Genomic DNA, 19384 nt, shown 5'->3' on the forward strand with positions numbered 1-19384 from the left:
ATCAGAAAGTGACTCGCCTACAGGCGAAAGAGGACGATACTTAAATGTGGGCAAGATTAGGAGCGATAGTCTGCATTAATCTTCACATAATCATAAGAAAAGTCGCAGGTCCACACCGTGGCATCTGCATCGCCACGATTCAACACCACGCGTACCAGAATATCACTTTCCTTCATCACGGCTGCGCCTTGTTCTTCGGCATAACTCGCTGCACGACCGCCTTTTTCAGCGACTAATACATCGCCCAGATACAGCTGTATGGTGTTCACGTCCAGGTCATCAATGCCGGCATAGCCAATCGCGGCCAAGATGCGGCCCAGGTTTGGGTCTGAGGCGAAAAATGCGGTTTTAATCAGGGGCGAGTGAGCGATGGCGTAAGCCACTTTACGGCACTCTTCTTCATCTTTACCCGCTTCAACCTTGATGGTCATAAACTTGGTGGCGCCTTCACCGTCGCGCACAATGGCTTGTGCCAGTTCTGTTGCGACTTCGGTCAGCGCATCACGCAAGGCTACAAAATCAGCGCTTTGCTCGTTGATGACTGCATTGCCTGCCTGGCCGGTGGCCATCAGGATCAGGCTGTCGTTGGTGCTGGTGTCGCCATCGACCGTGATGCAGTTAAATGATTTATTCACAGCGTGTTGGATGATGCTGTCGAGTGCAACTTGGCTAATGGCGGCATCGGTGGCGATATACCCCAGCATGGTGGCCATATTGGGGTGGATCATGCCGGAACCTTTGCTGATGCCGGTAATTGTGACTGGTTTGCCGTCAATGACTAATTGACGCGAAGTGCCTTTGGCCACAATGTCGGTGGTCATAATCGCTTCTGCGGCATTTAACCAGTTGTTTTCTTGCAAGTTGTCGACAGCCGGGGCGATGCCTGCCAGCAGTCTTTCCATTGGCAGGGTTTCCAGGATGACGCCGGTGGAGAAGGGTAATACCTGTTCTGGGCTGATGTTGAGTGCTTGTGCGACGCCGATACAGCTGGCGCGGGCATCGTCCAGGCCTTGCTGGCCAGTGCCTGCGTTGGCACAGCCGGTATTCACCAACAGCGCGCGGATGCCTTTGTTATGCTGCAAATGCTGTTTGCAGACCGTCACGGGCGCCGCACAAAAGCGGTTAAGCGTAAACACGCCAGAGACACTGCTGCCCTCAGGCACGGTGATGACCAGCACGTCTTTGCGGTTGGGTTTGCGAATATGCGCCTGGGCAAAACCCAGTTGTACGCCTTTGACGGGCAATAACGTTTCGGCAGCAGGGGCAGATAGTTTGACGGGCATCCGTGTTCCTTCAATGTTTCAAAAGAATAATGTTTTTACGCAGTCAGGCGCGACGCCAGGTCGTGCCTTGTGGGGTATCTTCCAGAATAATACCGGCATCGGCCAGCTCTTTGCGGATACGGTCAGCTTCAGCGTAATTTTTGGCTGTTTTGGCAGCAATGCGCGCTGCGATCAGGCTTTCGACGTCGAGCGCGCTGTCGCTTTCGCCTTGCATAAAGCTTTCCGGATCGCGTTGCAAAAGGCCGATAATCGCAGCCAATTGTTTCAATAATGCGGCAGTAGCGGCGGATTTGTCTTTGTTTAAGTCGTTGGCGAGTTCAAATAAGACGGCGATGGCTTCTGGTGTATTGAAGTCATCGTCCATGGCTGCCTTGAATTTGGCGGCCTGTGGCTGATCCCAGTTGATGGCGCTGTCGGCAGTCTCTATGCCACGCAATGCGGTATACAGGCGCGTCAAAGAGGCTTTGGCATCATCCAGGTGTTTGTCCGAGTAATTGAGCGGGCTGCGGTAATGTGCGCGCAGAATGAAAAAACGCACGACTTCCGGGTCATACTTTTCCAGCACTTCGCGAATGGTAAAAAAATTGCCCAGGGATTTGGACATTTTTTCGTCATCGACACGGATAAAGCCATTGTGCATCCAGTAATTAGCCATGGTGCAGTCATGGGTGGCTTCGGATTGGGCGATTTCGTTTTCGTGGTGCGGGAACTGCAAGTCCTGGCCACCGCCATGGATATCAAAGTGTGCGCCAAGGTGTGCCGCGCTCATGACAGAGCATTCAATATGCCAGCCTGGGCGACCATTCCCCCAGGGGGATTCCCAGTAGGGTTCGCCCGGTTTTACAGATTTCCATAATACGAAGTCCAGCGGGTCTTGCTTGAAGGTGTCGACATCGACACGCTCACCTGCACGCAGGTCTTCGAGTGACTTGCCAGAGAGTTTGCCGTAGTCGTTAAAGCTCCGCACTTTATAAAACACATCGCCATTGCTGGCCTGGTAGGCAAAGCCTTTTTCTATGAGCTGGCTAATCATGTCCAGCATGCCTTGCACGTGCTCGGTGGCGCGTGGCTCAATGTCGGGGCGGATAATGCCGAGTTTGGCCGAGTCTTCATCCATTGCGGTAATAAAACGCTGCGTCAGGCTTTGGATGCTTTCGTTGTTTTCATTGGCACGTTTGATGATTTTGTCGTCAATATCGGTGATATTGCGTACGTAAGTCACTTTATAGCCGCTGGTGCGAAACCAGCGTGCCACCATGTCAAACACCACCATGACGCGTGCGTGGCCCAGATGGCAAAAGTCATATACGGTCATGCCGCAGACGTACATGCTGACGGTTTTTTCTGTGATGGGCTGGAAGACTTGCTTGCTGCGGGAAAGGGTGTTGTGTAGTTTTAACATGCTAACGAAATGTAAAAAGGATTAATGCGTGATAAAATTAGCAGAAATATTGTAGTGTTTAATTTATGTTAACACGTGTGGTGCTTTTTGTTTTTGCGTCGGCGAGGGTTGCCATTGCTTGATTGTTTGTTGTCAGGTAAACCACGCAGGACACAAATTGGTGCTGAATCATCGTGTAATAATCACCTAAATACGCACTGTCTCTTGTACAATCCAAGTATAACATACTGCTAAAAATCAACGATTGCTCAGGTAATAAACTCATGAACGCAACATTAAAAAAATCTTTGCTGGTGTTGGCTGTCCTTTTAAGCCAGGTCGCCTTGTCTCATTCTACTTTTGCGGGCCAAACCAATGTGGAACTACGTGAGATCAACCAGTTGTCCGAGCAGGGCAACCAGGCGGCCGCTTTGGAGCGTGTGAATAATTATCTGTCTGCCAACCCTAAAAACGCTGAAGCCATGTTTATGCGCGGCGTGATTCTGGTAGAGCTGGGTAAGCGCGATGAGGCGATCAAGTCATTTACCGAACTCACTGAAAAATACCCTAACTTGCCTGAGCCTTATAACAATCTGGCCGTGCTGTATGCGGATCAAGGTCAGTATGATAAAGCCAGAAAAGCGCTGGAATCTGCGATCAAAACGCATCCTAGCTACGCCACTGCGCATGAGAATCTGGGTGATATTTATGCGCGCCTGGCCTCAGAAGCTTACGACAAGGCGTTGAAGCTAGACACCTCCAATAGTCGTGCGCAAAGCAAGCTGGCCATGATTACTGATTTGTTTGGTGGCAAGCGTACTGTGGCGCGTACTGCAACGGCTGTACCGCCTGCGCCAGCAGCCACTACGCCTGCGGTGACCCCGCCGCCAGTCAATACTGCGGTAGTGAATCCGCCTTCTGCAGCGCAGCCATCGCCGCCGTCAACGGTCACACCACCTGTCGTCGCTGAGACCAAAAAACCAACAGTGGTTGAATCCAAGCCGGTAGAAGCGAAACCGGCAACTGACCATCAGGAGCGTATCGTGCTGGATGCTGTGAATGCCTGGGCGGATGCGTGGGCAGCACAAAATGTAGACAAGTATCTGGATAGCTACGCCAAAGACTTTAAAACACCAGCAGGCGAATCACGCAAGCAGTGGGAGTCTACCCGTCGTGATCGCGTCAGCCGCCCAAGCAAGATTTCAGTCAAGCTGAGTAATCTGGCAGTCAAAGTCGAGAGTGATAGTGCAGCCAAGGTGACCTTCCGTCAGGCCTATAAAGCCACTGGCCTGGATGCAAACTCGAACAAAACGCTGAATCTGGTGAAAGAAGGCGGTCGCTGGTTAATTCAGCAAGAGCGCGTCGGTAAGTTCTAAAGTTGTTCTAAGCTAAATTAAAGCGTGCGCTGTTCGACGGCACGCCTTTAAAATCGCTAAATAAGGGGCGAATTTGGCTGGTTAAGCGCGCAAGATTTTAATTAAACAAATGTATAATATCGGTATGAGGAGTTTAAGAAAGTACTGCTATATTGCGTTTGTCAGTGCTGCGTTATTGCCTTGGAATGCAACCGCGGTTAACCATGAAGCGTTAACTGCGCGTTTGTTCGTCCAAAATAAAAACACCAATGCGGTTGAACGCATGTTGGTGCAAACTCTGCAATCGATTAAAGAAGGCCGTTTGCAACAGGCGCTGGATTATGTTGACCAGTTGCTGACGATCTCTCCCAACTTTGCCCTTGCCCATCTGATTCATGGCGATTTGCTTTCTGCCAAAGCCAGGATTTTAAATAATTTTGGTGATGCTAATACGGCAGATGTCACCCGCATTCAGGATTTCAAAGAAGAAGCTGAAATCCGTATCCGCAATTATTTTGACCGTAACCGTGGCTTGACCCAGCCCAATATGCTGGTGGAGTTGTCAGAAAAGCAAAGCCACATCCTGTTTGTCGATACCGCGCGCTCACGTCTGTATGTCTATGAAAAGGGGCAGGGCGATGTGTTGCGCTATGTCGCTGATTATTATGTCACTATCGGTAAAAACGGTATCGGCAAAAAAGACCAGGGTGACAAGCGGACGCCAATAGGCGTTTATTTTGCCTCGCGTAAACTCAATCGCCCCTTGCCGGACTTGTATGGCGATGCAGCGTATCCGCTCAATTATCCGAATGAGATTGACAGTTACGAGCGCAAGACTGGTTCCGGTATCTGGATACATGGCACGCCCAGGGATACTTACAGCCGTCCGCCACGCGCCAGTGATGGTTGTGTGGTGTTGTCCAACCCTGACATGAAAGCCCTGCAGGAAGTGTTACAGGCGGGCAATACGCCAGTCGTGATTGGTGTCAATTTTCAGTGGGTGAATCCAGATTCTGTGCGTCATCAGGACCGTCACAAAGCAGATCTTAAATCTGCGATCGAACAGTGGCGTAAAGACTGGGCTTCGCAAAATACCGATGCTTACCTGTCTCATTACACCAGCGACTTCTTCTATTCTGAAGGTGATTTGTCCAGATGGACGAGTTACAAGCGCCAGATTCAGGCGGCCAAGCCCAAGGTGAGCGTCAATCTGTCTGAGGTGAGCATGTTCACTTATCCGAACTCCAAGCGAAATATGGTGGTCGTAGACTTTGAGCAGGAATATGTGAGCGCTGCATTACGTAATGTCATGAAAAAACGACAATACTGGGTGCAGGAGAATGGTGAATGGAAAATTTTGTACGAAGGATCAGCGTGATGCGTGTGTTGTCTTGGGTATTAGGGTGTTGCTTGTTGGCCGCAGTGGGTGTGGCGAATGCGGCAACGCAAGTACTGTTTGAAACCAATCAGGGTAATTTTTCGGTTGAGGTGTATGCTGACAAAGCGCCTAAAACGGTGGAAAACTTTTTGCAATATGTGAAAGACGGTTTTTATACTAATACCATTTTTCACCGTGTGATTGGCCGTTTCATGATCCAGGGCGGCGGCTTTGATCGCGAGCTGACAGAAAAACCAACCCGAGCACCGGTTGTCAATGAGGCCGGTAATGGCCTGGTCAATCAGACCGGCACCATCGCCATGGCGCGTACGCAAGATCCTAACTCAGCCACTGCGCAATTTTTTGTCAATGTCGCTGACAACCAGTTTCTGGATTACAGCAGCCCGGAGCCTGACAGAATCGGTTACTGTGTGTTTGGTAAGGTGGTGTCTGGTATGGACGTGGTGTTTAAAATCAGCAATTTGCCTACTGGCAACCAACGCGGCTTTTCAGATGTGCCGATTCGGTCGGTCATCATTAAACGTGCAACGATAGTGACTAGCAAGTAACGGTTAGTAAATAACTATCATCATCCTCAATAAACGGAGAATATTTTGGTCAAACTGACTACCAATTTTGGCGATATTACGATTGAACTCAACGCAGAAAAAGCCCCGATTACCGTGGCTAACTTTTTGAGCTACGTTGAAAAAGGTTTTTATGATGGCGTGATTTTTCATCGCGTGATTAACGACTTCATGATTCAGGGTGGCGGTTTTGACACCAACATGAAGCAAAAAGCGACCGACGCAACCATCAAAAACGAGGCTGATAATGGCTTGTCTAACGACAAATACACCTTGGCCATGGCGCGTACCATGGTGCCGGATTCAGCGTCTGCACAATTCTTTATCAACGTGAAAGATAACGACTTCCTCAACTTTACTGCACCGACCAGCCAGGGTTGGGGTTACTGTGTCTTCGGTAAAGTGGTTGAAGGCATGGACGTGATCGACAAGATCAAAGCCGTACCAACGACCAATCGCGCTGGCCACCAGGATGTGCCAGTGGAACCAGTGATCATTGAAAAAGCCGTTGTGGTTGCCTAAGGCATGACCACATGGATCATTTCTGATCTGCACTTATGTGCGCAAAGGCCTGCGGTAACGCAGGCTTTTTTGCATTGGCTGCGGACGGAAGTTACGACGGCTGAAGCGCTGTATATCCTCGGTGATTTTGTTGAAGTGTGGGTGGGCGATGATATTCTCGCTGACCCGCAGCATGGCGCGGAGTTTGTACCGATTGTGCAAGCGTTACGTGCGCTCTCGGACCAGGGCGTGAAGTTATACTTTATGCATGGCAACCGTGATTTCTTAATTGGCCAAGGTTTTGCGCAAGCCAGTGGCTTGCAATTGTTGTCTGATCCAACCTTGCTGACATTAGGCGAAACACGCATTCTTTTGAGCCATGGTGATGCCTTGTGTACCGATGATGTGGCTTATCAACAGTTCCGTAGTCAGGTACGCACGCCGCAATGGCAGCAGGCTTTTCTGTCACAGCCGCTCGCCGCCCGACTGGCCTTTGCCGAACAGGCGCGTCAGCAAAGTACACAAAACAAGGCGATGCACGCCCAAACCACGCAACCCATGGATATTATGGATGTGAATGCAGCGGCTGTGCTGGCTTTGCTGCGCCAGTATGATTACCCGGATATCTTGTTGCATGGCCATACACATAGGCCGGGGCGTCACCCTGTGCAGATTGATGGCCATGTCTGTGAGCGTATCGTATTGGGTGACTGGCATGATGATGCCGTGTGTGCCCGCTGGGACGCGCATGGTTTACAGCTCCACACCCTATCGTTGTTGGCCTGATCTTTTTTTGCAAACAGCTGTATGGGGCAAATAAGCGGCGTTTTGTTACTTAATTTCTGTCATGCTTGAGTACGCCGCAGTGTTAAGCTGCTGACTGAATACACGTATGTTTTTATTCAGCGACACATTTGCACGCACCGTGTTTGAATATTGTTATTGATGTTTCCACGACCCTCTACTCACAGCAAAGGCATTCTTTTTAGCTTGGCCTTGGTGTTGATTTATATCATCACCGGCAAGCTGGGCTTGATGCTGGCAGTGCCTCCTGGTTATGCCTCCGCTATTTTCCCGCCCGCCGGTATCGCCATTGCGGTGACTTATCTGATCGGGCAGCGTGCCTTACCCGCCATTTTTTGCGGATCATTACTACTGAATTTATGGGTCGGCTATACGGCCAGCCATCACTGGAGTCAGCTCGGACTAGCGGTGGCAATGTTGATTGCCGTGGCTTCATCCGTACAGGCCTGGTGTGGCGGGACATGGCTGCGCCGGATCATTACTTATCCCACCACGCTGGATGCTCCCAGTGATGTCGTGCGTTTTTTGTTGTATGCGCCGTTAATCTGCCTGGTGAGCGCCAGCTTATCTGTGACGGGGCTGTTTATGCTGGGGTTACTCGACCAGCACAGTGTATTGGCAAGCTGGGTATCATGGTGGGTAGGAGACTTCCTTGGCCTGATTGTGATGCTGCCATTCACGCTGGTCTTCCTCGGCCAGCCGCGGCCATTGTGGAGAAGGCGCTTGCAAACCGTGGCAGTGCCTATGCTCATATTGTTTGCTTTACTGGTATTAGCCTTTGTCACGGCCAGCAAATGGGAGCGTAAGGAGTCGTTGACCGAATTTGATGGCATGGCCAGCCAATTATCCGAGCAATTACGTGTGCGGCTGGAATCGCAAGAGGCTGTGCTGGCACAAATCAGCGCCTTGTTTACCTATCAGCAGTCAGACATTAGTCAGGCGGATTTCCGTAGCTTTGTCAAAGTGACGCTGGATAAATACCCGATGATTTATGCCATTGAATGGGTGCCCAAGATTCGTCAGGCCGAACGTGCCAGCTTTGTGGCCCGGATGCAGGCAGAGTCCCCCGGTTTTGATATCCGTGAGCCAGGCCCGGCTGAGCAATGGCTCACGGCAAAAATACGGCCTTATTATTTTCCACTGACTTATATTGAACCAACCACAGCGCAGACGCAGCGGGTGGTCGGCTTTGATTTGGCTGCACTCGATAATCGCAAAATGACCATTTTGCAGGCCTTCAAGCAAAATACTGCGGTGGTGACTGCCCCTATCCAGTTATACCTGTATTCGGGGCATGAAACTGGCTTGCTGTTGATGTATCCCGTGCATGGATATCGCTACGATGGAGTGGTGCAAACGGTGCTGGTGAATAAGGACTTTTTTGGCGCCTTATTTGCGCGGACAGCATCATTGTTGAATGTGCAACTGGTGGAGATGGAAAGTCAGGCCGTTGTATATGCCGCTGTGACGGATGCGCAGTCTGATGTGGTATTTAGCCGTGACTTCAAGTTTGGCACCAAGCATTATCGGCTCAATATTTCACCGTCTCATCGCTATTATGCCCAACATCGGGGCTGGCAAAGCTGGAGCATGCTGGCAGTCGGGATTTTTTGTATCGGGCTGGTGGGGTCTATCCTGCTGATCGGCACCGGTTTCACGGCCAGGGTGCTGGCGCAAGTGAATGAAAAAACGCTGGCACTCAAGGAAAGTGCTGTCAGGTTCCAAGAGATTACAGATACCCTGGGGGAGGGCATTTACGTCACAGATATGCATGGCCTGATCACGTTTACCAATCCGGAGGCGCGGCGTTTGCTGGGCTGGGAGCAGGGCGCGTTGTTGGGTAAGAGTGCACATGCCCTGTTACATTATAAGAAGGCGGATGAGTCGCCCCATGCTGAGCAGGATTGCGTACTGTGCCAGGTGATGCGCAGTGGGCAAGCGATCAAGACCTCAGATGAAGTGTTCTGGCGATGTGGCGGCCAGCCCATTTATATGGATGTAACCTCGGTGCCAATTATCCGTGACGGTAAAGTCAGTGGTGCTGTGGTGGTATTTGATGATATCAGCAGCCGTAAGAAGACAGAGTCTGCCCTGCGTGCCAGTGAAAAAAGTTTTCGCGAGATTATGGAGTTTGCGCCGATTGGTATGGCCATCGTGTCACTGGAGGGGCGCTTTACCAAGGTGAACCAGGCATTGTGCAACATTGTAGGCTATACCAACGAGGCCCTCGTGGCGACGACATTCCAGGAAATCACCCATGCTGATGATCTGGCTAAGGATCTGGAATATGTGCAGCAACTGCTAGATGGCAAAATAAACGCCTATCAGATGGAGAAACGTTATATCCGCCTCGATCAAGCCGTGGTGTGGGTGCAATTGTCGGTGTCTATTTTTCGCGATGATGAGGATGCGCCGCAATATTTTATTGCCCAGATCGAAGATATTACGGCACGTAAGCATCAGTATGATGAAGTCACACAAGAGGCCTATTTTGATGCGCTGACCGGCTTGCCCAATCGCCGGATGTTGCTCAGCAGGTTGCATCAGGTGCATGCGCGCTTGCCGCATGCGAAGCAGGCTGCGGCATTACTGTTCCTGGATATTGACCATTTCAAGCAGATTAACGATACGCTTGGCCATGATGTAGGCGATGTGATTTTAAAAGAGGTCTCCACGCGACTGCAGGGCAGTTTGCGGCAAGGTGATACGGTGTCCAGGCTGGGCGGGGACGAGTTCGTGATGTTGCTGCCAGAACTCACGCAGCGTGATGATGCTGAGCATGTGGCGCAAAAAATCCTGAATAGCTTTGTACTGCCAGTGCAAGTGAATGAACGCAGTATTCATATTGGCGTCAGTATTGGGGTGGCTGTGTGTGCTGCAGGTACGCAGGTGACGGTGACTGAGTGGATGAAACAGGCCGATATCGCCATGTATGAAGCCAAAGGCGCCGGGCGCAATGGCTACCACGTCTATTCTGAATAACAGCCCGTGCTCATACGCTGCGCAATAAAAAAGCCCTGTATGCAGGGCTTTTTTATGTCTGGTCACTACGGTTAGGCGTCTAGCGCTTAAATTCGTGCGGTCTGACCTGCGCAGCAATTTTATCCAGTACGCCATTGATGTATTTATGACCATCAATACCGCCATAAGCTTTAGCCAGCTCAACACCTTCATTGATCGCAACGCGGTAAGGAATGCTGACATCAAACATCAGCTCATAGCCGGAGATGCGCAAAATGGCATGTTCGATCGGGCTCAGTTCTTCCAGCTGGCGGTCAATAAACTGGCTGATCATGGCATCAATGTCGGTCGTGTGATCGAGCACGCCAGTGAGCAATTGCTTGAAGTACGTCTCGTCGGCCTTGAAGTAATCCGGGTCATCCAGGCTGTCCAGGCGCAGTTGCTTCACATCACCGGCATTCATGCGGTTGCGGTAGAGCGCTTTCAGTGCCAGCTCGCGTGATTTGCGGCGGTTTTTGCTGCCTTTGCTTTTGGCTGGCGCAGCTTTTTCCTGGCTCACCGCTGCTTTATCTTCACTCATAGTGCGCTCACTAAGTTCGCCATTTCAATGGCAGCTTGGGCGGCTTCTGCGCCTTTTACCGCTACGCGTACTTCAGCTTGCTCATCGTTTTCTGTGGTGAGAATTGCATTGGCAACTGGCACGCCTGTATCGCGTTGTACTTCTGAAATGCCACGTGCAGACTCATTGGAAACTACTTCAAAGTGGTAGGTCTCACCGCGGATAATGGCACCCAGCGCGATCAAGGCATCGTACTTTTCAGTCATGGCCATGTGCAATAGCACCAGCGGGGTTTCCAGCGCACCTGGTACGGTGGCGAGGGTGATGTCTTCAGCGTTGACGCCCAGTTTGAGCAGTTCCTGTTCGCAGGCTTGCAACAAGCCTGCGCCAATGTTTTCATTAAAACGGGAGAGGACGATACCGATTTTTTTACCGTTACCGTCCAGGTTTTGAGCAATTTTGTTCACTTGTGCGTCCGTGGGTTAAAACATAAACCGCTATTTTAACCCAAACGGCTACGTTACGGATTACGCGAATAGTGACCAGGCTTTTTGTACCGTCATCCAGATGCCATAACTGATGGGAATCAGGACAGCAAGCCACGCCAGTTTGACCAGAATGGCAGGTGTTTTCTGGTCATCCTGCTTGATGTTCACCGCCTGCTGGGTGGTGTTTTTGCCACCACTTTGCTCTGCTGCCAATTCGCTGTCTGACATGAAGTATTTGTCAGCCACCGGTCTGACCAGCAAGTTGGCCACAAAGCCGACGCCGAGTAAGGCCGCTAACGTCATAAATATCGGCGCATAAATATCGGCATAGGGGACGTTGGCCTCCAGTCGCACGTCATGCAGGTAGTTGACGATGACCGGGCCCAGAATGCCTGCGGTTGACCAGGCAGTAAGCAGGCGGCCGTGGATAGCGCCTACAAACTGCGTACCGAACAAGTCAGCCAGGTAGGCCGGAATGGTAGCAAAGCCGCCGCCATACATGGAGGCAATGATGCAGAACACCAGCAGGAACAAGGCCAGTTGGTGATGATTGGCCGCATAAGTGCCGCAGACATACATCATGATGCCGAGTACAAAAAAGATGAAATAGGTCGTTTGGCGCCCCAGTTTGTCTGACGAGGTGGCCCAGCCGATACGGCCGAAAATGTTAAACAGTGAAATCAGCCCGACAAAACCTGCGCCTACCGCTGCGGCTGCAGCGGTCAGCGCTTCATCTGCCTTGATGTCGGCAAACCCAAGTGCAGGCTGGCCGATCAGTACCCCGCCAAACGTTTCCTGCAACATGGGCGCTGCGGCACCGATAATGCCGATGGCAGCAGACACATTCATACACAGAATCAGCCACAGCAACCAGAATTGCGGCGTTTTGTGCGCATTTTTCAGGTGCACATGACGGGTGGCAACCAGGCGGTTGTGTTGAGTGTCTGGCGGTGTCCAGCCAGCAGGCTTCCAGTTGGCGGCCGGTACGCGATAGCCCAGTGAGCCACAAGTCATAAAGACGGCGTAAATCACGGCCAGTACGACGAAGGTTTGCCACACACCGGGGGCGGTGGGCGTCGCGAATATGCTCATGAGTTTAGTTGCCAGTGGTGAGCCTATCATGGCGCCGCCGCCAAAGCCCATGATCGCCAGGCCTGTGGCCATGCCGCGGCGATCAGGAAACCATTTGATCAGGGTGGATACCGGTGAAATATAGCCCAACCCGAGGCCGATGCCACCAATGACACCGCTGCCCAGCCACATCATCCATAGCTGGTGTTGATAAACACCGAGGGCGGAAATGAGCAAGCCACCACACCAGCAAAGCATGGCAACCAGGCCTGCCTTGCGCGGACCTGCACGCTCTAGCCAGCCACCCCAGACGGCCGCAGAGCAGCCCAGCAGGACGAAAAACAAGGTATACATCCAGCCCAGGTCAAACTGGGTCCAGTTGCAGTCAGTAGCGGTCAGCGCTTTGGCGGTGCCTGCCAGTTTATCGGCAAAGGTGCTTGCCCCTGCGGCGCAGGCGGCCACTGGTTTGCCATCTGGCCCAGTGAGCGCGTTGCCCAGCGGTTTCCAGAATACGCTAAAGCCATAAGCCATGCCGATAGAGAGATGTACTGCCAGTGCTGCCGGTGGTACCAGCCAGCGATTGAAATGGCTGCCAGCGGTGATGTGTTCTTTGGAAAGATTAAGCAAGATTAAAAACCCCTTTATTTTCTGCCGTTACATCTTGTTACAATTTGGCCTAAAAGGCAATAACAGCAAAATTAAATTTATGTGATGTTGTCATTAAAATGTCATAATTCATTCATAAACTGGCGAGCATTCAATCAATACTTTGATCTCATATTGCTTAAAGGGAGTGTCATGGCAGCAGCGAATATTTTGGTGGTAGAAGACGAACCGGCAATTCAGGAATTGCTGGCGTTAAATATCAAGCAGGCGGGGCATCACGCTATCCGTGCCACCAGCGTCGAACATGCACAAATGTTGTTACGTGAAACCATGCCAGACCTGATCTTGCTGGACTGGATGTTGCCTGGCATGAGCGGTATTGAGTTTGCCCGCCGCCTGAAATCTGACAGCCTGACTAAAGAAGTACCGATTATCATGCTGACTGCACGTGGTGACGAGTTTGATAAAGTACGCGGCCTGGAAGTAGGCGCAGACGATTATGTGACCAAGCCATTTAGCCCGCGTGAGTTGAATGCGCGTATCAAAGCCGTGTTGCGCAGGCGCGCACCGCAAATGACTGATGATCCGATTGAAATCGCCGGTTTGCACCTGGACCCGACCACACACCGCGTGACTGGCCATAATGTGCATATCCCGCTGGGCCCGACAGAGTTTAAATTGCTGCACTTCTTTATGACCAATCCTGAGCGCGTGCATAGCCGCACACAGCTGTTGGATAAGGTATGGGGTGACCGCGTGTTTGTTGAAGACCGTACGGTCGATGTGCATATTCGCCGCCTGCGCAATGCACTGGTAGCTTCCAAGCATGAGGAAATGATCCAGACCGTGCGTGGTTCCGGTTATCGCTTTTCCGTGCATACTGATCCTGGCAATTAAACCGCTTTCGCCTGGCCAGGATTTATTTGAGCGTGACAGGGGTCGCGCTCTATCCTCAGGCAGGGTGTCGTGATACGCTTGCGCGTGTTGATTTTTCACGATTAAATAGCCCATGAAACACCTTTTTACCCAAGCTTGCTCAGCTGCTACGTATCGCTGCTTGATACGTTTCTTTTGGCTGGCATTAATTATTTGGGTAGCCCTCACTTTCCGCCAGCACGGCATCAGCAACGACGAGTATGTACAGCATACTTACGGCCAGATGCTGCTCGACTGGTATCAGTCCGGTTTTAAAGACCAGGACGCTTTTCACTACCGAAATCTCTACCTGTATGGCGGCTTGTTTGACATTATTGCCGCTGCGCTGGACCCGTATATCCCGATCATGATCTGGGATATACGTCACTTGCTCTCGGCCTTGTTTGGTTTGCTGGGCTTTTACGGCGTGTCCAGATTCGCGTATTTGCTGGGTGGCGAGCGCCTGGCATTGCTAGCCATGACCCTGCTGTTCCTCACGGTATCGTGGTCTGGCACCATGTTTACCCATACCAAAGATGTGCCGTTTGCCACCTGCATGTTATGGGCGCTGTATGCCACCGCGCTGGTGGTGCGCGATATGGAAAATGTCAGTGGCAAAGCCATTGTGCTGCTTGGGTTCGCAGTCGGCGGCGCATTAGGCTTGCGCGTTGGCGGCGCTTTTGCCGTGATCTATCTGGTGTTGCTGGTGCTTGTGCGTGTGTTGCTCGATCACAAATATGAACGTACGCCGATATGGTCGCGCCTGCTGCGCATGGTGGTTGTTTTGCTGCCGGCCGCCGTGCTGGCCTTTGTATTCATGGCCATGTGCTGGCCGTGGAGTGTGATTGAGCCGGACAATTTGCTGGAAGCCGCCAAGTCCTTCTCGCACTTTGACTTTAATATGCAGACCATTGCCAATGGCGTGGTCTACAACATCAGCGAAGTGCCGCGCAGTTATCTGTTTCAGTATCTGGCGGTTAAATTACCTGAGGCGGCTTTATTAGGCATCTTCAGCCTGCCTTTGCTGTGGTTCGCTGGCCGCCAGGCCTTGCAACTGGCTGATCAGTCTACACGCATGGTCATGTATACCCTGTTGGTGGGTATCTTGTTTCCACTCGTCTTCGTGATGGATGACCGGCCTGCTTTGTATAACGGCGTGCGTCACTTTACCTTTTTATTGCCTTTGTTAGCGATCTTCTCCGCCTGGGCGATTGTGGCCGTATGGCAGGCATTGGCGCACAGTCATCTGCACGCAAGAGTCGCCTATCAGGCCATTTGGGCTGGCGTGATTGGCGGCCTGATGCTGGTGACCTTGGTCGATATTGTGCAATTGCATCCATACCAATACGCCAGACTCAACCGCCTGGCTGGTGATCAAACCCAGGCGCAATTTAAATGGGAGGGCGATTACTGGTCCAGCGCTTTACGTGTGGCGACTGATCAGCTCACCGAGATGCATTTGCCTGCGCGCACCAAACCTTACTGGGTGGCGGCCTGTGTCGATACACCACAAATAGAACCCTACCTCGATGGCCGCTTTAGTGTGACCCGTCGTTGGGATGAAGCAGATTTCTTTTTATCCACGACCAATATGCATTGCCACGAAGTCATGAAGGGCAAGCTGATTGGCGGCGTACAGCGGCAGGGCATGTGGCTGGCGGTGATTAAAGACCGTCGCCACTTACAAGGCGCTGACCGCCTGGCCACGCCGGCCAAAAACTAGTAGCAATCCGCTACAATAACCGTATCGAACCTGCTAATCTGATTGCCATGACCACAGTTGACTCTCACCGCCTCACCGCCCAACCGCATATCACGGTGATGGTGCCTGCTTACAATGAAGAAAAAAACATTGCACATACGCTGCAAAATATCCGCGGCGTGCTACAGCAGATGTCACCGCATTGGGATATGGTGGTGGTCGATGATGGCAGCCGTGACCAAACTGCACAGGTTGTGCAATCGCTGGTCGAGGATTGTCATGTGACCCTGGTCAGATTTTCGCGTAACTTTGGCAAAGAAAATGCCATTAGCGCTGGCCTGAGTTATGCCAAAGGCGATGTGGTGATTTGCATGGATGCTGATGGCCAGCATGCCTCTGAGCTGATGTTGACCATGCTGGAAAAATGGCGTGAAGGCTACGACATGGTATATGCCGTGCGTCAGGACCGTGAGCAGGAGTCCTCCTTCAAGTTATGGGGTTCGCGCCTGTTTTACCGCATGATGAGCGCCAGTACCCATGTAGAAATCCCGCGTGATGCCGGGGATTTCCGCCTGATGAACCGTAAAGTGGTTGATGCCTTGTGCGCCTTGCCCGAGCGTAACCGCTTTATGAAAGGGATTTACGCCTGGGTGGGTTATAAATCTATCGGTATTCCTTACACACCCTTGCCGCGCTTGCACGGCGAAAGTGCCTATTCAAAACTCAAATTGATTGCGCTGGCCTGGACAGGTATTACCAGTTTCTCGGTCTTGCCATTACGCCTGGCCAGCTTGACCGGTGCCACATTGGCCTTGCTGGCATTTGCCTATGGTGCAGTGGTGGTGGTGGATGCCTTATTTTTCCATGAGTCTGTGCCTGGCTGGCCGACCGTGGTGGCCAGCATGATGTTTTTCGCTGGGGTGCAGTTGTTATTTATTGGCGTGCTGGGCGAATACCTTGCCCGTGTCTATGACGAAGTCAAAGGTCGTCCGCCATATATTGTGGCTGAAGTCGTTGCACCGGCTGCATCCGGTCACCAGTCCTGAGGTTAAGATGCGTGCCTCGGTATTAGGGTTTGTCAGTGTGGGTGCGTTGGCTGCAGGCGTGCATTACATCGTGGCATTGCTGACGCACGCCTGGGGCTGGCAGCCTGCTGAGGCCAACTGGCTAGGTTTTCTATGCGCCTTCCCTGTGAGTTATATCGGGCATCGCCGCTGGTCGTTTCGTGGCACACAGGCAAGTCATCTTGCCGCATTTTTCAAGTTTCTGGCGGTGGCTTTGCTCGGTTTTTTTGGCAACCAGGCCTTGTTGTGGCTGGCTCTGACTTACACGCCGTTGCCTTTCTGGTTTGCGCTTGGGGTGGTCATGGTATTGATTGCAATCAGCACCTGGCTGCTGAGCCGCTTCTGGGCTTTTCAGCATGATTAAGGTGTTACATGGCTAAGGTCATTATTTGTGCTGATGACTATGCACAATCGGCTGCGATTGATGCTGCCATTTTGACGCTGATTGAGCGCGGTATATTGACAGCCACTTCTTGCATGACGTTGAGTCCACGCTGGCCTGACAGTGCCCGGCAGCTCACCCCGCAATTGCGTACCAAAGCTGATCTAGGCTTACATCTTGATTTCACCCAGTTTTCACGCACCATGCGTGCCTCTCACCCTGTGCTGGTGTTGCGTAGCTTGACTGGGTTGCTCAGCACACAAAAGGTGATGGCGAATATCAAGCAACAGCTGGATGCTTTTGAGGATGCGTTACATATGCGGCCAGATTACATTGATGGTCATTTACACGTGCATCAGCTGCCCATCATCCGCGAGGCACTAATCACCATTTTGCAACATCGATACGGCCACTTGCCGCTTAGCGAGCGGCCGTGGTTGCGTATTTCCAGCCCTCCCGTGGGCAGTGGCCTCAAAGCCCGTCTTATCCATTGGCTAGGCGCAGAAAAATTAAAACAGCTTGCTAAGGCCGCTGGATTCCGGGTTTCGCCCGTATTGCTGGGCGTCTACGATTTTCAGGGCGATGCGGCGGCCTATCAGGCACGTTGGCTATACTGGGCCAGGCAGCTCAAACAACTGCTCATCTCTGAAAAAGACCTGCCACCCGTGCTCATGTGTCATCCGGCGCGTCCCACGCAAGTCATTGATCCGCATGACCCGATTGCCATCGCTAGGATGATTGAATGGCAAGTCATGCAGTCGGCTGACTTCTCCGCCTGGCTGTCCATGGCGGATATCCAGCCGGTGAAAGGCTTGCATTGAGCTCTGTTCAAGCCTGGGCAAGCCATGCCCCGCTGTGGCAACGTGTCGCGCTGGCACTTTTGATCGGTGCACTCACGGTGCTTGGTTTTGCGCCTTATGGCCTGTTCTGGTTGCCCTGGTTAACCCTGGCCGTTTTGCTGTGTTTATGGCAGCAAGCCGCAACACCGGCACAAGTATTTAAACTGGGTCTGGCCTTTGGTCTCGGCCTGTATGGATTTGGCATCTACTGGATTTATATCAGCCTGCATACCTTTGGTGGCATGCCCTGGTGGTTTGCCGGATTCTGCACCTTGTGCCTATGTGCGTTTATGGCCCTGTTCCCAGCAGCCGCAGGCTATCTGGCCAAGCGCTTAGGCCATTTGTTATGGGCGGCGCCGTTATTATGGGCCTTGTCAGACTGGGTGCGCAGCTGGATTTTTACCGGCTTTCCCTGGTTAACGCTGGGCTATAGTCAGGCACCAGACAGTCCATTGGCAGGTTTTCTACCTGTGCTGGGTGTCTATGGTCTCTCGGCATTGGTGGTGCTGTTGGCCGCATGTGTACTTGCCTTGGCCACCACTCAGCAGCGTCTACGCTCAGCGGGTATCCTCGCTGCGTTGCTCATTGGCGGCAGCGCACTCACGCAGGTGCCGTGGACCCAAGCTGTGGGTCAGCCGGTCAGCGTCGCTTTATTGCAAGGCAATATCAGCCAAACCATCAAATGGTCGCCCGAGCATGCTGAGCAGACCTTGCGCCAATATTTCGACATGGTGCAGCAAGCCAAAGCGCAATTGATTGTCTTGCCGGAAACCGCTTTACCGGTGTTGCTCGAACAGTTGGCGCCAGTGTATCTGGATGCGCTTAAACAGCATGCGCTCAGCCAGCAAGGCGACTTACTGGTAGGCATTGTTGAGTCCAGGCAAGGTGAATATTTTAATAGTGCGATCAGCCTCGGTACGTCACCGACGCAAGCCTATTCCAAAAGCCATCTGGTGCCCTTCGGTGAATTTATTCCGCTCAAAAGCGTCTTCGGCTGGATTTACCGTGACTGGTTGCATATGCCACTGAGTGATTTATCACGCGGCACTTCAAAACAGCCATTGCTGATTGCGGGACAAAAAGTTGGCGTCAATATTTGCTACGAAGACGTGTTTGGTGAAGAGATTGCCCAGCAACTGCCGCAAGCCGAGTTGCTGGTGAATATCAGCAACGATGCCTGGTACGGACAATCGTTTGCGGCGGACCAGCATATGCAGTTTAGCCAGGTGCGTGCGCTGGAAACCGGGCGTATGGTATTGCGTAGTACCAATACCGGGGCGACGGCGATTATCGATAAAAATGGCCAGGTACTGCAGCATGCCGCACATGATCAGGCGGTGATTTTGACTGGTGAAGCGCAGAGCTATCGGGGGCAGACGCCTTATGTTTTTTGGGGGAACTGGGCGTTTCTGGTGTTGAGTATTGGTGGCTTGTTGTGGATTGGGTTTAGAAGGTAATTCTTTACGGTCGTTGTGCTATTTAGGCGTTCTATTTCGCCTTTTCGGCGA

17 protein-coding genes are annotated in these 19384 nt (G+C 52.0%); 12 read left to right on the forward strand and 5 right to left on the reverse strand.

Annotated elements, in window-relative coordinates; translation table 11 throughout:
* Positions 1-56 precede the first annotated feature (56 nt).
* Both argJ and cysS read right to left on the reverse strand, forming a co-directional pair.
* The gene (argJ, locus tag B3355_RS03430) at positions 57-1283 is read right to left on the reverse strand and encodes a bifunctional glutamate N-acetyltransferase/amino-acid acetyltransferase ArgJ (RefSeq protein ID WP_292780173.1); all 1227 of its coding nucleotides are present in this window, start codon (positions 1281-1283) and stop codon (positions 57-59) included.
* Between the two features lie 43 nt (positions 1284-1326).
* Positions 1327-2685, reverse strand: coding sequence for a cysteine--tRNA ligase (gene cysS / locus B3355_RS03435; RefSeq protein WP_292780175.1), 1359 nt, complete (start codon positions 2683-2685; stop codon positions 1327-1329).
* A gap of 263 nt (positions 2686-2948) precedes the next feature.
* Between cysS and B3355_RS03440 the strand changes: the two genes are divergently transcribed.
* The 6 genes from B3355_RS03440 (at position 2949) to B3355_RS03465 (ending at position 10271) form a co-directional block, all read left to right on the forward strand.
* On the forward strand, positions 2949-4040 hold the full coding sequence (locus B3355_RS03440; protein WP_047516331.1) for a tetratricopeptide repeat protein: 1092 nt from the start codon (positions 2949-2951) through the stop codon (positions 4038-4040).
* A gap of 109 nt (positions 4041-4149) precedes the next feature.
* Complete coding sequence (locus B3355_RS03445; protein ID WP_047516333.1) at positions 4150-5397, forward strand: L,D-transpeptidase family protein; 1248 nt, start codon at positions 4150-4152, stop codon at positions 5395-5397.
* Positions 5397-5966, forward strand: coding sequence for a peptidylprolyl isomerase (locus B3355_RS03450; protein ID WP_292780177.1), 570 nt, complete (start codon positions 5397-5399; stop codon positions 5964-5966). Before B3355_RS03445 ends, B3355_RS03450 begins: the two co-directional genes overlap by 1 nt.
* A 45-nt stretch (positions 5967-6011) precedes the next feature.
* Positions 6012-6506, forward strand: a complete 495-nt coding sequence (locus tag B3355_RS03455; RefSeq protein ID WP_019883364.1) for a peptidylprolyl isomerase — start codon at positions 6012-6014, stop codon at positions 6504-6506.
* A 3-nt stretch (positions 6507-6509) separates the two neighbouring features.
* Positions 6510-7271: a UDP-2,3-diacylglucosamine diphosphatase gene (locus B3355_RS03460; RefSeq protein ID WP_292780180.1), complete on the forward strand. Its 762-nt coding sequence runs from the start codon at positions 6510-6512 to the stop codon at positions 7269-7271.
* 213 nt (positions 7272-7484) lie between these two features.
* Positions 7485-10271 carry a sensor domain-containing diguanylate cyclase gene (locus B3355_RS03465; protein WP_235273429.1) on the forward strand — a complete coding sequence of 929 codons (2787 nt, stop codon included), beginning with the start codon at positions 7485-7487 and terminating at the stop codon, positions 10269-10271.
* Positions 10272-10350: 79 nt separating this feature from the next.
* Here the strand turns inward: B3355_RS03465 and nusB are convergent, their stop codons facing one another.
* From nusB to B3355_RS03480, 3 genes are read right to left on the reverse strand one after another with little or no spacing between them, the layout of a single operon-like run.
* Complete coding sequence (gene nusB, locus B3355_RS03470) at positions 10351-10830, reverse strand: transcription antitermination factor NusB (RefSeq protein WP_047516342.1); 480 nt, start codon at positions 10828-10830, stop codon at positions 10351-10353.
* Positions 10827-11276: a 6,7-dimethyl-8-ribityllumazine synthase gene (ribH, locus tag B3355_RS03475; protein ID WP_024930656.1), complete on the reverse strand. Its 450-nt coding sequence runs from the start codon at positions 11274-11276 to the stop codon at positions 10827-10829. Before ribH ends, nusB begins: the two co-directional genes overlap by 4 nt.
* Positions 11277-11336: 60 nt before the next feature.
* Positions 11337-12899, reverse strand: coding sequence for an OFA family MFS transporter (locus B3355_RS03480; RefSeq protein ID WP_047516345.1), 1563 nt, complete (start codon positions 12897-12899; stop codon positions 11337-11339).
* Positions 12900-13166: 267 nt separating this feature from the next.
* Here B3355_RS03480 and phoB point away from each other — a divergent pair, with 267 nt between their 5' ends.
* The 6 genes from phoB (at position 13167) to lnt (ending at position 19333) form a co-directional block, all read left to right on the forward strand.
* On the forward strand, positions 13167-13871 hold the full coding sequence (gene phoB, locus B3355_RS03485; RefSeq protein WP_019883356.1) for a phosphate regulon transcriptional regulator PhoB: 705 nt from the start codon (positions 13167-13169) through the stop codon (positions 13869-13871).
* A gap of 112 nt (positions 13872-13983) precedes the next feature.
* Entirely contained in the window at positions 13984-15612 is a 1629-nt protein-coding gene (locus B3355_RS03490; RefSeq protein ID WP_292780184.1) for a hypothetical protein, read from the forward strand.
* A gap of 47 nt (positions 15613-15659) precedes the next feature.
* Positions 15660-16637, forward strand: a complete 978-nt coding sequence (locus B3355_RS03495; protein ID WP_292780186.1) for a glycosyltransferase family 2 protein — start codon at positions 15660-15662, stop codon at positions 16635-16637.
* Positions 16638-16644: 7 nt separating this feature from the next.
* Positions 16645-17019 (forward strand): GtrA family protein, encoded by a 375-nt coding sequence (locus tag B3355_RS03500; RefSeq protein ID WP_019883353.1) that lies wholly within the window; start codon positions 16645-16647, stop codon positions 17017-17019.
* 8 nt (positions 17020-17027) lie between these two features.
* Positions 17028-17858: a ChbG/HpnK family deacetylase gene (locus tag B3355_RS03505; RefSeq protein ID WP_292780189.1), complete on the forward strand. Its 831-nt coding sequence runs from the start codon at positions 17028-17030 to the stop codon at positions 17856-17858.
* The gene (lnt, locus tag B3355_RS03510; protein WP_292780191.1) at positions 17855-19333 is read left to right on the forward strand and encodes an apolipoprotein N-acyltransferase; all 1479 of its coding nucleotides are present in this window, start codon (positions 17855-17857) and stop codon (positions 19331-19333) included. Before B3355_RS03505 ends, lnt begins: the two co-directional genes overlap by 4 nt.
* Positions 19334-19384 lie beyond the last annotated feature (51 nt).

It is taken from the genome of Methylophilus sp. UBA6697, assembly GCF_002454655.1.
Taxonomy (GTDB): domain Bacteria; phylum Pseudomonadota; class Gammaproteobacteria; order Burkholderiales; family Methylophilaceae; genus Methylophilus.

What these genes read in the sequence shown, in the direction of transcription:
- argJ (WP_292780173.1), bottom strand. Translation starts at nt 1,283, where the DNA reads ATGCCCGTCAAACTATCTGCCCCTGCTGCCGAAACGTTATTGCCCGTC.
- cysS (WP_292780175.1), bottom strand. Translation starts at nt 2,685, where the DNA reads ATGTTAAAACTACACAACACCCTTTCCCGCAGCAAGCAAGTCTTCCAG.
- B3355_RS03440 (WP_047516331.1), top strand. Translation starts at nt 2,949, where the DNA reads ATGAACGCAACATTAAAAAAATCTTTGCTGGTGTTGGCTGTCCTTTTA.
- B3355_RS03445 (WP_047516333.1), top strand. Translation starts at nt 4,150, where the DNA reads ATGTATAATATCGGTATGAGGAGTTTAAGAAAGTACTGCTATATTGCG.
- B3355_RS03450 (WP_292780177.1), top strand. Translation starts at nt 5,397, where the DNA reads ATGCGTGTGTTGTCTTGGGTATTAGGGTGTTGCTTGTTGGCCGCAGTG.
- B3355_RS03460 (WP_292780180.1), top strand. Translation starts at nt 6,510, where the DNA reads ATGACCACATGGATCATTTCTGATCTGCACTTATGTGCGCAAAGGCCT.
- nusB (WP_047516342.1), bottom strand. Translation starts at nt 10,830, where the DNA reads ATGAGTGAAGATAAAGCAGCGGTGAGCCAGGAAAAAGCTGCGCCAGCC.
- B3355_RS03480 (WP_047516345.1), bottom strand. Translation starts at nt 12,899, where the DNA reads ATGGCTTATGGCTTTAGCGTATTCTGGAAACCGCTGGGCAACGCGCTC.
- phoB (WP_019883356.1), top strand. Translation starts at nt 13,167, where the DNA reads ATGGCAGCAGCGAATATTTTGGTGGTAGAAGACGAACCGGCAATTCAG.
- B3355_RS03490 (WP_292780184.1), top strand. Translation starts at nt 13,984, where the DNA reads ATGAAACACCTTTTTACCCAAGCTTGCTCAGCTGCTACGTATCGCTGC.
- B3355_RS03495 (WP_292780186.1), top strand. Translation starts at nt 15,660, where the DNA reads ATGACCACAGTTGACTCTCACCGCCTCACCGCCCAACCGCATATCACG.
- B3355_RS03500 (WP_019883353.1), top strand. Translation starts at nt 16,645, where the DNA reads ATGCGTGCCTCGGTATTAGGGTTTGTCAGTGTGGGTGCGTTGGCTGCA.
- B3355_RS03505 (WP_292780189.1), top strand. Translation starts at nt 17,028, where the DNA reads ATGGCTAAGGTCATTATTTGTGCTGATGACTATGCACAATCGGCTGCG.